The sequence below is a fragment of the Ruegeria profundi genome, from assembly GCF_001507545.1.
In the GTDB taxonomy this organism is placed as follows: Bacteria; Pseudomonadota; Alphaproteobacteria; order Rhodobacterales; family Rhodobacteraceae; genus Ruegeria; species Ruegeria profundi.
Genome location: NZ_LQBP01000016.1, coordinates 1 through 14370, shown reverse-complemented (window position 1 = coordinate 14370; position 14370 = coordinate 1). Strand labels below are relative to the sequence as shown.

Genomic DNA, 14370 nt, shown 5'->3' with positions numbered 1-14370 from the left:
CAATGGATTTGGCCTATTGGCCGGCGGCTGCACATCGTTTTATGCTGCCAACTTGTGCGCAGGATGTCCCCAACCCGCCCTTGTGCACGCGCACGGGCTGCGACGACTTCTTAGGCGCAGCAGAGTCCGCAGACGCGCCCGTAACCCCAGGTATTCCGAAGGCCGGTAATTTGTCTTTCAACCGCTTGAAAAAGCCCGACCCTTGCGCCGTGTCGTCGGCAAGCGCAGCTTGGCGTTGGTCGGACTCCAACAGCAGCTTTTGCGCCCGACCATATCCGATTTGCAGAACATCCTGATTTTCGAACACCTTGCCACCGGTAATGTCCATGATGCCATCGCTATTATACCCAGATGCCGTCATCGCGTTGACCATCACCGCAGCAAAGTTAAGATTCTCGAGTTTTTCGTCGGTCATCTTTTCCTGCACCAATATCATCTCAGAGTATAAGTCATCCATCTTCTGTGCGACTTCTGCTTGCCGGTCTTGCGGGATCAGGATACCTGCCCCCACGACGGGCGAAGGGAAGGTCAGCAACGCATTCAGGGCGGCATAATCGACAGCTTGCAACAGTTCGAGAATGGCTTCGTCTGACGCATTGGTGTTCATTCGGATCACGACTTCCTCATCGATTCCAATGCGCCCGGTAATCCTGCGATAGTCGGGGGCTTCGTCAGACTCCAACATGGAATATGTGGTTTCCATGAACGCGACGCCATCAATGACCGCGAAACCTTTGGTGATCTCGGTCATCGCTGCAAAATTCTGCTGCCGCGACAAGGCGATACCAGCCAATGAGTTGCGCGCGGATTTGGGCTTGAGGCTAATGTCGAACCAGGCGACCTCATCCCCGTTGGAATAGACCAGCCCCGTCTTGCTTAGCTTGCGGGCGAAGCCCTCTTTTCCCGCTTTGGATAGGCGTATCAACTCGGACGTACCAGAAACCGAGCTTATCAGCGGCGTCGGGTCATACTCCGAAAGAACAGTGTCCACCGGTGCGCTGTCGAGGTCTGTCAGCTCATACCGATCCCAACCCTGTGCGGCCGCAGGAAGATAGGGTTTGGCACCGGCGTTCCAGCGGTTCTGACGATCGCGCTCAACGGCTTTGGCCTCACGTTCGCCCTGTTGCTGCGCGAAACGCTGTTTGATCGTGTCAACATAACCACTGACGGACAAACTGCCGTCGTGTTTTTTACCCTGCTGGAAATAGTCGAGGCCAGCGATGACCAAACACACGATCATTGCAAAACCCAAAATCCGTAAAACGCCCATTCGAGACCCTAAAATCAATCACTGCTCTTGAATGCGAAAGATAGTCTGCGAATAGGGCAGCCATGTGGCTTCAGGGTCAGATTTTTGTCGAAGGTCAGTTTCCGGGGAAAGACAGGATTTTACCTGGATTCATGATGTTATCCGGGTCCAGCGCCTTTTTTATGGCATCCATGTAAGTGACCGCCGCACCTAGCTCTTTAAGTAAATAGGGGCGTTTTCCCTGTCCGATTCCATGCTCACCAGTGCACGTACCTTCCATCGAGATCGCCAGATCGTTCAACCAGCCAACGAACGCATCTCCACGGGCCACTTCCTCGGCATTGTCCATGTCGATCAGCAGCAGAGTGTGGAAATTTCCATCCCCCACATGTCCGACAATTGGTGCCATGAGGCCCATCTCTTCGGCCTTGTCCCGGGTGGTCGTGACACATTCCGCAAGACGCGATATCGGAACACAAACGTCGGTTGAGATTCCCCGTGCACCGGGGCGCAGTTGCAAGCTGGCCCAATACATATCATGCCGGGCTTGCCAGAGCTTGTTCCGCTCTTCGGTGGTCGAGGTGGCGGCGAAATCGGCACCGCCGAATTCTTCGGCGATCTGTCCAAAGGTGTCCGCCTGTTCGACCGCGCCCGCGTCCGAGCCGTGAAACTCCAAAAGCAGTAACGGCGTTTCTGGCAAACTCAGCCCGGAATAGGCGTTGGCAGCCTTGACCGACAACGCGTCCAGCAGCTCGATCCGGGCCACAGGCACACCATATTGGATCGTCGTCATCACGGCCTGACAGGCCGCATCGACGGACGGAAAGGAACACCGGGCCGAGGTGATCGCCTCGGGGATGCCATGCAGGCGCAGGGTAAGCTCGGTGATGATGCCCAAAGTGCCCTCAGCCCCTATCAAAAGGCGGGTCAAATCGTACCCGGCAGAAGATTTCCGCGCCCGATGCCCGGTGCGAATGATCTGACCGTCAGGCATCACCGCCTCAAGGCTGAGGATATTGTCTTTCATCGTGCCATAACGCACGGCGTTTGTACCTGACGCCCGCGTTGCCGCCATACCACCAAGCGAGGCATTGGCCCCCGGATCGATGGGGAAGAACAAGCCCTGATCCCGTAAATGAGTGTTCAGATCTTCGCGCGTCACGCCGGGCTGCACAACGCAGTCCAGATCATTTGCATGTACGGCCAGCACATTGTTCATCCGTGACAAATCTACTGAGATCCCCCCCGCCGGGGCGTTCACGTGCCCCTCAAGCGAGGTGCCGGTGCCGAAGGCAATCACAGGGACTTTGTGCAAGGCGCAGGTTTTGACAATCTGTGAAACCTCCTCGGTCGACTGGGGAAAGACCACTGCGTCCGGCGCTTGATTTTCGATCCAGGTGGTCGTGTGGCCATGCTGTTCGCGAATAGCTTGGCCCGTTTGCAGACGGTCGCCAAACTTTTGCTTGAGTATGCCTACAGCCGTTTCAATCCCGGCCTCGTTTCGCGCCAAAGCTACAGCCTGCACCATTTGTAGTTCCCTTTATTCGCCCAGCGCGATGCCTTCGCGGCGCGGGTCTGCGCCACCGATCAGACCTTCGCCAATTTCAATCGCGTGCAACCCAGATGTCAGATCGCGTGGATTGACCTCATAGCCCAGTTCGATCAGCGAATCCAAGAACCCCTCGGCTGACGTGCCTTGTTCGACATCGTAAGTGCCGAACCGATTGACAAGATGCGGCAGCGACAGCGCCTGTTGCACATCCATATCCCAATCCGCCCAGGCAATGATCGACTTGGCCACATACCCGATGATCCGGCTACCACCCGGCGAGCCGATCGCCAGCACCGGCGCGTTGTCCTGCATAACGATGGTTGGACTCATGGATGAACGCGGACGTTTGCCGGGTTCCAGCCGGTTCGCGATTGGCACACCGTTGCTGTGGGTTTTGAATGAGAAATCCGTCAACTCGTTATTCAGCAGGAACCCATTTGTCATCAGGCGTGAGCCAAACCCGTTCTCAATGGTGGTGGTCATCGACAACACGTTTCCGTACTGATCCACGATCGAAATATGCGAGGTCGAAGGCAGTTCCAGCGACACATCATCCGCCCAGTTGGATGCATGATCGAATTCCGGATTGCCGGGCGATACCTCAGTCAGTGCGCCCTCAGTGTTCAGCAACTGACTGCGTTCAGAAAGATAGTCGGGGTCAACCAGCCCCTGTGTGGGCATCGGAACAAAATCATGATCCGCCATGTAACGCCCACGATCCGCAAAGGCGAGGCGCGAGGCATCGCCGATCAGCCTCCAGGCATTTGCGTCCTCTGGCCCCATCGCGGCCAGATCATAATCGTTCAACATGCCCAAAATCTGCCCAACCGTCAGTGCCCCCGACGAGGGCGGGCCGATGCCGCAAACCTCAAAGCTGCGATAGGCGGCACAGACAGGTTCACGCTCGATCACTTGATACAGCGCCAGATCGACACCGGAAAGAACACCAGGATTACCAGGGGCGTTGCGCACAGTGCTGACGATCCCGGCAGCGATTTCGCCACCATAGAACCCGGCAGATCCATCGCTGGCCAATACGCGCAAAGTTTCTGCGTAATCCGGATTCATCAGACGCTGACCTTGCTGCAACGGCTCGCCGCCCGGCAGGAAATACTCGGCTGTGGCCGGAAAGCGTGATAGCCGTTCAGAATCCGCTTCGACAAGGGACGCGAGGCGCGGAGACACAAGAAACCCTTCTTCCGCCAACCTGATGCCATCCTGAAACAGGCCCGGCCAAGGGCTGCGCCCCCAACGGCGGTGGGCGTCTTCCATCAGCGCAGGCGTGCCGGGCGTGCCGACCGAAAGACCACCAACGACGGCATCGAAGAATTGCAGCGGCTCACCATCCTTGTCCAAAAACAATCGGTGGTTCGCTTCCAGAGGTGCTGTCTCGCGCCCGTCCAGCGTGGTCAATGTGCCAGTCGCGGCGTCATACCAGACCAGAAACGCACCGCCACCAAGGCCCGAGGATTGCGGCTCGACCAAACCCAAAACGACTTGAACGGCGACCATGGCATCAGCCGCCGACCCACCGGCACGGAGCACCTTGGCCCCGGCCTCAACAGCCAGGGGATGCGCCGCAGCAACCATCCAGTTGTCAGAACGCACCGGTATCCCGGCCATTTTCGCCTCAAGAGAGGCGATGACCTCATCGGTCAGAGCCTGAACCTGACCTTCGGAGGCACCCTCGGGCGCGACCGTATCTGCCGTTTCCTGTGCAAGGGACGCACCGCCAAAGGTCAACGCCGCAAAAAACAACCCCGAAATCAGATTTCTATTCATCGTATCCTCCAGAAAACTGTTTCTGCGGCGCGGGCGCGTCACAGCATAGATGGGACAACCTGATCCGGCGGGCGGTGTCCGTCCTCAAAGGTCTTGATGTTGATAATGACCTTCTCCCCCATCTCGATCCGCCCTTCCAGCGTGGCCGAGCCCATGTGGGGCAAAAGAACGACATTCGGCAATTGCCGCAAACGCGGGTTCACCTGAGTGCCGTGTTCATAGACGTCGAGACCCGCACCCGCGATATCACCAGACCGGATCAGTCGGGTCAGTGCGTTTTCGTCAATCACCTCACCCCGAGAGGTATTGATAACTACAGCGGAGGGTTTCAACAGCTTCAAACGGCGCGCATTCATCAGGTGAAACGTGGATGGAGTCGACGGGCAATGGACCGAGATTACATCCATCCGCGCCACCATCTGATCAAGACTTTCCCAATAGGTTGCGTCAAGCTCCTGCTCAATCTCGGGGCGCAACCGGCGACGATTGTGGTAATGCACTTGCATCCCAAACACGCTGGCACGTCGCGCCACGGCCTGCCCGATCCGGCCCATTCCCAGAATCCCAAGACGCCGGCCACCGATCCGACCACCCAGTAAGGCCGTGGGCGCCCAGCCGGACCAATCCCCCTGTTGCATCAAGCTGATGCCTTCGGGCAGTCGTCGTGTAACCGCAAGGATCAGCGCCATCGTCATGTCGGCCGTGTCATCGGTCAGAACGCCGGGCGTGTTAGAGACCAGGATACCGCGCTGTCGCGCTGTCGCGACGTCGATGTTGTCGACACCCGCCCCATAGTTGGCAATCAGGCGCAGGTTTTCGCCCGCCTGCCCCAACAAGCCACCATCAATTGTATCGGTAACTGTGGGAACCAATACATCCGCACTTTGAACCGCAGCGACCAGTTCTTCGCGCGACATGGGGGCATCATCGTCGCGCAGTTGAACATCGAACAACTCGCACAGTCTGGTTTCCACTGCCTCGGGCAACCGTCGCGTTACGACAACACTCAGACGTTCTCTTGGCACCTTTGCACTCCCATCGCTTTGCAAATCTTTGCGCGCCATGGCATCGTGGCGCAGGATCAGGCGGGGCACAAGAACCCCAATCGCATTGAGACGACCTTTTTTCGAAACCAGATCAACAGGCACAAGAGCAGGCAGTCAGTGAGTGGTTTTCTAACGGTAAAACGCCGCCTTCTGGTGATTTCGTGCGCATTTATTGTGTTTCTGGGGGCATTCAGCGCCAACGCACAAGACAAGCGGGGCCAAGTCACAAACCTGCCTATACCCCGCTATGTTTCGATGAAGGCCGCTGAGGGCAATGTGCGCCGCGGCCCGTCGCTGACGCATCGAATCGATTGGGTTTTCAAGCGGCGCGGTATGCCGCTGCAGATCACGGCCGAATACGGCAATTGGCGTAAGGTGCAGGATCGTGACGGAGCCGGAGGATGGGTACACTACGCCCTGCTTTCAGGTGTACGTACCGTCCTGATCGATTCCGAATTGCTGTCCGTTTACACAAACCCCGACCCCAATTCCCAAGTCAGCGCCAAATTCGAATCCGGTGTGGTGGCACGCCTTGGCAAATGCAGCCTGGATTGGTGCCACATCTCGGCTGGCGGGTATCGTGGCTGGGCAGAGAAATCAAAACTCTGGGGCGTCGACCCCTCTGAAATTCGCGAATAGCGTAGCGATTGGGCCGCCGCGACAACTGGGTATAGCTTTATCCTCTCCGGGTTCTCGGGTGCCTGCGAAAAGAACAGGCTATGCCCGGCTAGGTAGGTGTGCTGGCTTTCCAAATATTTTTATTCTCTTCAATGTGTCAAAGTGTGTGTTCAGCAATTGAAAATCCCTCATAGAATGGCAGTGCGCGCCCATGTTTTGTAAGCCCATGATGCTAAGGTAAGACCCTAAAAACGCAGGTTTGCGAACTCAGCACCATTCACCATTTTGTGACTTACGAACTCCGGATGATGCTTAGGCGGCACCGTTTGCGCCATGCCGCTCAACTAGCGCCAGTTTTGCTGTTCCGGGCTGTCGGTCATGACTAAAAATATTTTTGCCCAAAGCTGATTTTTTCGCCTAAAAGCTCTTGAACCCTCCAAACAACAATCGTAGACAGCGCCTCACTGTTGGGGTGTAGCCAAGTGGTAAGGCAGCGGTTTTTGGTACCGTGTATCGTAGGTTCGAATCCTACCACCCCAGCCACCCACTCTCGCATATCCAGACCGTGCAAGGTAAGCTTCGAATAGTCGCGCGTTATCAGCGGTTTAGCGGCGTCGTGCGCTGGCGCAGACCATTGACCGAGCCGGAACACGGCGGCAAATAGCCAAAAGTCTGTGCTCGGCGTTTTCGCGGTAGCAGGTTTGGGTTTGGTGGATCAGAGAGTCGCGAGAAGCGCGCGCTGCTCCTGCCAGTCTGATGGCAGGGTTCGCGATTTGCACCAGTCGGACGTAAAGCCAAGGGGCTGTTTGCCTTCAAGTACATCTCGCACGAGATCCGGCGCGAGGAAGGCAAGATCGATCATGTGCTGGACGCGTCGTTTGGAGGCGGCGATCTTGTCCCGGATCCGTTCCGCCGTCACCTCGCGCTCGGACTGTTCGAAGCTGAGCAGCATGTTCAGCGTGAGCCGCCCCATGCTGGTCGCCGTGTTGAAGGACTGCGTGACGAAAACGAAGGAGGCGCCGGCGGCATCGAGGATATCGACGATCTTGGCAAAATTCGCCAGCGACCGGGTCAGGCGATCGATCTCTCCATCTTGGATATCCGCCAATAGCTGCTGCCAAGCCGGGCGATCCAGCGATCCGCCGGAGAGTTCCCCGTCGTTGTAGTGATCGCCGAGCAGCACCCAGCCTTCATGCTTCTGGCTGGCGATGTAGGGGGCACGGGCTTCCCGCTGGGCGTGGAGCGAGTTGAACTTCTGTTCCAGCCCGTCTTCCGACCTTTTACAGGTATCGATGGCGCAGCGGGTCTTCTTTATGCGCCCGTCCCGGCCCTGCTGGTGAGGCCAAAGAAACGAGGCCCCGACCAGCTGGTGCCGGTAACCTGCAGCGCAATGGCAGACAGAGATTTGTAGTGGTCGTCGTTCATCACGAAGCCGTCTTCTCGAACTTCTACCTGATACCTCCGGCCGTTCCATTCCCGCATAAGATGCGTACCGGTTTTGATCGCGGGTTTCGGGGTTCTGACATGCTGGCCGCCTGCAGCGGATATCAGGGCGCGCTTCAACTCTGTCGTTAGCTCGCCGAAAGCCCGACACTGCGCATCCCAGATCAGCGCCTTGCGGATGAAGACCATTGACAGCAAATTCGGCGGGGCGTCGCCGAACGCCGCCGCCAAGGCCACGCGCAGGGCGGGCCGGTCTATCTGGCCGAGCTCTTCCCAGCACGTGGCGTCCGCTGGCTGTGCAATGATCCGGTAACAAGATGCTTTACCGTCTTCTGGTTTCCCGGTGGAGATCTCAAACCCAGCCTTGCGCCGCCCGCGTCGTGTGCGACTGCCAGCCGAGCTTCTCGCTGATCGTGGCAACATCCGCCTCGGATTTCCGGCACTGACAGCCTTTGGTCTTGACGGTGTGGTGGCGGACGGCGGCAACGGTGCTCTCGATTGGGATGCTCGTTCTGATTTGCTTCGAGTGTTCGGCGGTAAAACCGTAGTAGGCGAGCAGGACGTCTCGGTCGTTGACCAGCTTGGCCGCTACCTTATCGTGTTTCGCCCTACAGGGCTCGACGAAGAAAAATCGAAGGCCGAGTCCGCCTTCGTCCCGGCTTGCCAGATGTCGTGCATGTGGCCCTTGACTTTAGACTGCGCCGATTTTGGCATCTCTGTAAGCAGGGTCCCGGTTTTGCGGACCCAACAGCGTTGTTCACGCGCGCTGCCTAAAACTTACCGCAAGGGCGCCCATGATCCCAAGGCGCCATCGCAGATGGCAAGATCGGGCGCATGGGCCTTGCTACGCCACGTGAGGTCGAGCAGCTACTCACGCCAGATTTGGGTACTCTCCCGAAAGCCGTAAGTAATTTTTGAAAGCTGGTGATGGCCCTGAGGGGCGGCATATCATGGCGTTGTTCACGCGCCGCAATTCTTTACTGAGAAAAGGATATGCCACGTGTCAGAGCCTACCATCGCCCAGCTTTAACTCTGTGTGAGCCTCGTGACAGCCTCTTTTGACAGAGCGACGCCTTTCACCAACGGCAAACCGCCTTAGACGTTACCTTTAATGTTATTTGCAAAGCGCGGTCGGGCGACAACGAAGTTTTTCAGTTCGATGTTCCCCAAGCCAACTTTAAAGGGTGGGACAAACGTATTGGACGTCTCAACCAGGATCAGAGTATTCTGATCTGACATCAGGGGCAGAGCATCCCGATATTGCAAAATATTGGCGTTCGTCAATTTCTCGGTATACCCACCGCGTATTGCTGACCAATTCACCGTGTGGCTATCGGACGCCTCATCGTATAAAACCAACGATACTCGGAATTTCAGATCAGACTGATTGGTCACGATCAAACTGAACATTTCTTCCATAGTGTCAATGTAAACGCTGTTGATTTCCCTAGTTTCGCGGGAAATTATGTCGCCAATCGTATGGGTCGCTTTTATGTTCAAAGAACTCTGCCTGTAGGCTTCGAAAAACGTATACCCTGCTAGAATAGTCCAAAAAAGCATTGGGGTAATGAGGACTGCCTCGAGAGAAATCGAGCCCTCTTCTTTTGCTTGGAAACGTTTTAGGCCATTGGTCAGAATTCGCTTAATCATGATACTAACTCGGCTCTTGTACAAAGACAGTTGTAGCGGTCAGGGCGTACTGGCCTTCCTCGTTGACCAGAGCCTTGCCCATTGCGGATGTTGGGAAAACGGGGTTGATCTTGGCGCAGGCTCGAAGAACCATCAACTCGTTCTCTAGGCCGTTTTGGAAAGTCCGCACCGGGCGAGCAACTTCGGAGAGGTCAGTGCAATCAGGATTGGCGGGCACCGTCATAGCGGCAAAAGGATCCTGTCGGATCATCTCCAGACGCATGTTGGCTTCGCAATTGCTGATAAAACCGGCGCGGCTGCAAATAAGAGCCTTGATGTCGTCGTGTTGTGGATTGGCACCGGTGTTCAGGCGAATGTCGCGCACGGTCAGGTCAACGGCGCGCTCAAGCTGCGCGTGTTTCAATGTTACCAAGCCAAGCTCTAGCCCCGAAAGAACCAACAACATGATCGCTGGGAAGACGATAGCAAACTCAACGGTCGGGTTTCCGTCCTCTTGGTGGTGGAACTTGTTCAGAGCGGAAATCAATCTACGCATCATTGTGTCAACCTCAGCATACGGACGGAGGACGCGATCGAAGTAAAGGCGTTTTTGAGATCAGGGGCCGATGCTTCATAGTAATGGCTTGCGGAGCTTGCGCAGTTTTGCAGTACCTTTTGGCCATTCACCGGGGCATCGACGCTGACACCAAAAACAATCACCCCTTGATCCTTGGCGGCCTTGCATACGTGTTTGGTGCGCTGATCCTTGGCGACCGCATTTTTCTTGCTGAATGCCTTGCCTTCCCACTGACCATAGGCGCTTGGCGAATGGGTGAAGATGTTGTTTTCGATGTGTTCCAGAGACACTAGGTTCAGCAGTTCAACGTAAGACAATTGTACCGCTTCGCCGGGTTCGTCTTCTGTCACGCACGTACTCTTTTTCTTACCCGAGCAACGCGTGTCTCCATTTCCGTAAGGGTGATCCTGCCAGCTATTGTCATGCGGCCACCAGTAGTTGGGGTTGCCGTTCGACTGGTAGACCGAGAAACGATCAGTTTCCGCGTTGTACCATATATCTGACATAGTGGTGCGCATCGACGGGTTAAGCATGTGCTGGTCAGTATTGTCTCCGTCGGACACAAGGATCAGAACCTTCAGGACGTCGCCATTATAAGCCACGGGGCGGTCCTTGAATGTATCCGGCACGATATTGTCGATGGTCGCGAGGTTATTGATGACCGGACGTGTGCCCGGGTCCAGCAGGACAAGGCCCCAATTCGCGCCATTGTCCAGGCCTGAGTCCTCATCCGCCACTGGATTGCTGAGCTTGGTGAGGCCGTCTACATAGTTATGAAGCACCGTTTTATCGTTTTGAAACGGCAGGATCGCCGAACCGGGGCGGATTGGGCAGACGGGATGTTCAATCGGCTCTTTAGTCTCGGTGTAAGGGTCAAAATGAGCCGTTTGTTCCAGCAGCCTGGTCAGTGAAAGTTCAGGCTGGCTGAATTCGTTATCGATAAAGTTGACACAGTGCGAGTGGTTATGGAAACGGTCCAGATTATAGTATTTCAGCAGATCCGCGCCAGCGTTGACCTGGCTGGAATACGGGATAAGTGAAAATGAAATCTCGTTACTCCAAGTCCCGTTTTTCGTTCCAATCTGCGTGATGATGCTTTTCGTAGCTTCTTTCAATGCTGGCAGATCAATCGAGGTCGAGACGTCCGTGACTATTGAGATTTCGGCCAAACCAACGCTTTCCTCAGCCGTGCTAGCCGCGGGTGCGGTCATTGTATCGACGCCAGAAAGGTGCATGAATTGGGTCGGCAACTCGGAAATGGCAGTTGCCGACACCTCGCGATAACCTGCGCTGTTGACCACATTGATGCTGGTCACATTTTCCAAAAGGCCCTTCTTTTCCAGATATGAACGAACGACGGATTTTGGCTCGGCTTTTTGATCAAGGTCCGCAGCGGCCAGAACAGCCCGGTCCAGTGTGTACTGCAAGTTTGTGCGTTCGTTCTCAAAACGCATGTAATCCACGCCAATACCCACAGTGGCGACCATGATCAAAAACATGAAGAGGGCAAAAATGGTAAGTGAACCGCTTTCGTCACGACCAAACTGCGGTGTATCTTTCGGGGGCAGAAAATCTAGCATGGCGCTCTCCGGCTAGCATCCAAGTTTCGAAGACACCTTAGGAAAGAATTTCGTTATTTTTTGGGAAATGATTGGGCGACAAAATTACTGAAAATGAACCAAATGTTAACGCAAGATGAACAATCTTGAGTTCGCTAAGCGCAATTGCCAAGTTGTCTTCTACAACCACTGAAATATTGGCACAGACTGGTTCATACTGCCACCCCGGCAGCGTAGTTGGCCCAGAGGTTAAACGCATAGTTGCGGACGTGGTGGTTGGTGAGTTGATAACGGCGGGGGCGGCAGAAAGATATAGCTGCGTAATTCATCTGTGATGACGACCCTTGGTTCGCCAAACTGTGAAACCAGTCTTTGGTGCAACCGCTTTGCCGCTTTTGTATTCCTGCGCGTTTGCAAGGGAATATCGAGAACGTCTCCATTTACGTCGATCGCCCGCCACAGCCAGTGTTTCTTGTAAGGAATCACTACTTCATCCAGGCACCACCTGTCGATCGGTCGCGGCCGATCCCGGCACAGGCAGTCCGAGAAATGATGTCCAAATCGATTGACCAGCAGCCGGATTGCTTCCCGAATGACCATCACACCCTGCGCTGCCAAAAGGTCTCGCAAGCTCTGAAAAGCTAATTTCGCGCTTCTTCAGGTCGAGATTTCAACCCGGCATTCCAACCCGCCCAGCGACGCGGATGTTCGTAGATCCAAGCGGGCGCCATAGGCAGCAAGCAGATCGACTGCAATTGCCAATCCCAAACCGCTGCCTGTGACAGAGGTGTCTAACCGCCCCCCGGATCGAAGGGCCTCGCGGTGAGCGTGTAGCGGTATTCCGGGGCCGTCATCCTCGATACGGATTTGGATGTGATCTTGTCTACGGTTGGCTGTCAGGCGTACTGACCGTCTGCTCCACTTGACTGCGTTGTCGAGCAAGTTGCCAAGAACTTCTTCGATGTCCTGTGCGTCCATGCGCACCCAGAGATCGGGGTCTCGGTTGATTTCCAGCGTCTTTCCTTCGCGATCCGCTATCGTAGTAAACAAGCGAGCCAATCGATCGATGGAATTTGACAGATCGGTTCGGGAATGAGTCAGGTCCGCGGTGTGCAGCGCCCGCAGCCTGGCCAGTGACCGGCTCAGCTGAGCGTCAATCCGATCCAGTGTTTCCTGTGCGATATCGGTCGCAGCTCCGGCCTCGGACAGGGTAACCAGTTCGTTACGCAGGATGGCGGCGGGGGTTTTGAGTGCATGTGCCAGATCCGCCGCCTGTCGGCGCGACCCCGCCACTATGTCGCGGTTTCGACGCAAAAGCTTGTTCAAGTCATCGACGAGGGGAGAAACCTCTTCAGGATAGTCACCCGGTTCGAGGTCGTCGTCCCGATCCCAGCGATGCGCCACATCGCTGCGAAGCCTCTGCAGCGGACCGAGGATGAACGACATCAGGAGCAGCGATCCGGCCACTCCAATCAGACCAACAAGGGCAAACACAGGCAACAGGCTTTTCTGCGCAGCACGACGCTCGGCCACAAGCTGCGCCCGACTTTCGGCGACGCTGACACCCCAGACCGTACCGTCTTCGTAGGTAATCTTTTGATAGGCGCTACGCAGGGTTTCATCTTCCGGCCCTTGTGTGTTCCAGAGCGTCTGTACATCCGGGTTGCCGTGTGGTTCGGCGATGATCCCGTCAAACAGCGACGCCGAAGTATAAATCTCTCCATCATCACTGCTGACCTGCCAATACCGCCCTGAATAGGGTGTGCCGTAGGCCGGGTCGAACATTAGATCGCGCAGTGCATCGGGGTTCTGAGTGGTGACGCTCAGTCCCACCACCAGCTGCGTATGGCGGTCGCGCAAAGCGGTGTCGAACCGTTCCGAGACCCGGTCATTGATATAGGAGAACACTGCAAGTGTGCCCAGAGTCACAGACACGGCACCGGATGCAATCCCTCCCAGCAGTGCCCGTTGACGCAGTGACAACATCAGGCTGAATCAATCATATATCCACGGCCCCGAACCGTTTTGATCAGGTCGGAGCCCAGCTTTTTACGCAGGCGGTTTATAAAGACAGCAATGGTGTTTGAATCCCGGTCGCCATCGTATTCGTAGATATGCTCAGACAGCTCGGTTCTCGAGATCAGGCGCCCCGTATTGTGGACCAGGTAGGTCAACACGGCAATTTCCTGCGCTGTTAGGTCGACCGGCACGCCATCGACCGAAACCCGCCCGTTGCGGGTGTCCAGAGTGACGCGTCCCATTTCGATTACCGGATTCAACTGCCCGCTTTGCCGCCGCAGAATGGCGCGAACGCGCGCAGCCAACTCGGACATGTGGAACGGTTTGGTCATATAATCATCGGCTCCGGCATCCAGGCCATCAACCCTTTCGCTCCAGCCATCGCGCGCCGTAAGGATCAAGACCGGAGTCTGGACACCGGAGTCGCGCCATTCACGCAGAACCGATACACCATCGCGCTCAGGCAGGCCGATATCCAGAATGATCATGTCGTAGGGTTCGGTCGCGCCCAGATGCAGAGCTTCGAGCCCGTTATGGACAACATCCACCACCCGGCCTTCGGCGTTCAGAAGCTTTTTGATCTGATCGCAGAGGTGTGGTTCATCTTCTGCCAGTAGAATTCTCATACTCTGGAGTTATAAGCGCGTGGACGGTTGTTTAACCATCACTTTTTGCCACCGCCCTTGCCGCCGGAATTGCCACCGCCGTTGCCGCCAGAGTTGCCACCGCCATTGCCGCCAGAATTGCCACCGCCGTTGCCGCCGGAATTGCCACCGCCGTTGCCGCCGGAATTGCCACCGCCGTTGCCGCCAGAGTTGCCACCGCCATTGCCGCCAGAGTTGCCACCGCCATTGCCGCCAGAGTTGCCACCGCCATTGCCGCCAGAGTTGCCACCG

At 56.1% G+C, this 14370-nt stretch carries 12 protein-coding genes, 1 tRNA gene and 3 pseudogenes; 2 read left to right on the top strand and 14 right to left on the bottom strand.

Annotated features, from left to right (window positions below; translation table 11 throughout):
* Nucleotides 1–13: 13 nt before the first annotated feature.
* From AVO44_RS19725 to AVO44_RS19710, 4 genes are all read right to left on the bottom strand, one after another.
* Nucleotides 14–1240, bottom strand: coding sequence for a hypothetical protein (locus AVO44_RS19725; protein WP_233422039.1), 1227 nt, complete (start codon nucleotides 1238–1240; stop codon nucleotides 14–16).
* A gap of 124 nt (nucleotides 1241–1364) precedes the next feature.
* On the bottom strand, nucleotides 1365–2777 hold the full coding sequence (locus tag AVO44_RS19720; protein ID WP_068340934.1) for an FAD-binding oxidoreductase: 1413 nt from the start codon (nucleotides 2775–2777) through the stop codon (nucleotides 1365–1367).
* 12 nt (nucleotides 2778–2789) lie between these two features.
* A complete protein-coding gene (gene ggt, locus AVO44_RS19715; RefSeq protein WP_068340932.1) occupies nucleotides 2790–4583 on the bottom strand; it encodes a gamma-glutamyltransferase in 1794 nt (597 codons plus the stop codon).
* Between the two features lie 38 nt (nucleotides 4584–4621).
* The gene (locus AVO44_RS19710; protein WP_068341001.1) at nucleotides 4622–5608 is read right to left on the bottom strand and encodes a 2-hydroxyacid dehydrogenase; all 987 of its coding nucleotides are present in this window, start codon (nucleotides 5606–5608) and stop codon (nucleotides 4622–4624) included.
* Nucleotides 5609–5779: 171 nt separating this feature from the next.
* Between AVO44_RS19710 and AVO44_RS19705 the strand changes: the two genes are divergently transcribed.
* Entirely contained in the window at nucleotides 5780–6268 is a 489-nt protein-coding gene (locus AVO44_RS19705) for an SH3 domain-containing protein (RefSeq protein WP_420865728.1), read from the top strand.
* Nucleotides 6269–6715: 447 nt separating this feature from the next.
* Nucleotides 6716–6790 (top strand) — tRNA-Gln (locus tag AVO44_RS19700).
* 328 nt (nucleotides 6791–7118) lie between these two features.
* Here AVO44_RS19700 and AVO44_RS19695 read toward each other — a convergent pair.
* The 10 genes and pseudogenes from AVO44_RS19695 to AVO44_RS19650 all read right to left on the bottom strand — a co-directional run.
* A pseudogene (locus AVO44_RS19695) lies at nucleotides 7119–7562 on the bottom strand (recombinase family protein); the annotation flags it as partial.
* The gene (locus tag AVO44_RS19690; RefSeq protein ID WP_082677593.1) at nucleotides 7559–8113 is read right to left on the bottom strand and encodes a DUF2924 domain-containing protein; all 555 of its coding nucleotides are present in this window, start codon (nucleotides 8111–8113) and stop codon (nucleotides 7559–7561) included. The gene AVO44_RS19690 and the pseudogene AVO44_RS19695, both read right to left, overlap by 4 nt.
* Before the next feature lie 7 nt (nucleotides 8114–8120).
* Nucleotides 8121–8623: pseudogene (locus AVO44_RS21655) on the bottom strand (transposase); the annotation flags it as partial.
* A 162-nt stretch (nucleotides 8624–8785) separates the two neighbouring features.
* Nucleotides 8786–9340 (bottom strand): TadE/TadG family type IV pilus assembly protein, encoded by a 555-nt coding sequence (locus AVO44_RS19680; protein ID WP_082677592.1) that lies wholly within the window; start codon nucleotides 9338–9340, stop codon nucleotides 8786–8788.
* Nucleotides 9341–9344: 4 nt separating this feature from the next.
* On the bottom strand, nucleotides 9345–9875 hold the full coding sequence (locus tag AVO44_RS19675; protein WP_233422038.1) for a TadE/TadG family type IV pilus assembly protein: 531 nt from the start codon (nucleotides 9873–9875) through the stop codon (nucleotides 9345–9347).
* Nucleotides 9875–11476: a TadE/TadG family type IV pilus assembly protein gene (locus tag AVO44_RS19670; protein WP_068340928.1), complete on the bottom strand. Its 1602-nt coding sequence runs from the start codon at nucleotides 11474–11476 to the stop codon at nucleotides 9875–9877. Before AVO44_RS19670 ends, AVO44_RS19675 begins: the two co-directional genes overlap by 1 nt.
* Nucleotides 11477–11767: 291 nt before the next feature.
* A pseudogene (locus tag AVO44_RS20855) lies at nucleotides 11768–12082 on the bottom strand (DDE-type integrase/transposase/recombinase); the annotation flags it as partial.
* Between the two features lie 30 nt (nucleotides 12083–12112).
* Complete coding sequence (locus tag AVO44_RS19660; protein ID WP_068340926.1) at nucleotides 12113–13441, bottom strand: sensor histidine kinase; 1329 nt, start codon at nucleotides 13439–13441, stop codon at nucleotides 12113–12115.
* A complete protein-coding gene (locus tag AVO44_RS19655; RefSeq protein ID WP_068340925.1) occupies nucleotides 13441–14100 on the bottom strand; it encodes a response regulator transcription factor in 660 nt (219 codons plus the stop codon). Before AVO44_RS19655 ends, AVO44_RS19660 begins: the two co-directional genes overlap by 1 nt.
* A 38-nt stretch (nucleotides 14101–14138) precedes the next feature.
* The coding region (locus AVO44_RS19650; RefSeq protein WP_205626565.1) for a hypothetical protein at nucleotides 14139–14370 on the bottom strand (232 nt) is incomplete at its 5' end.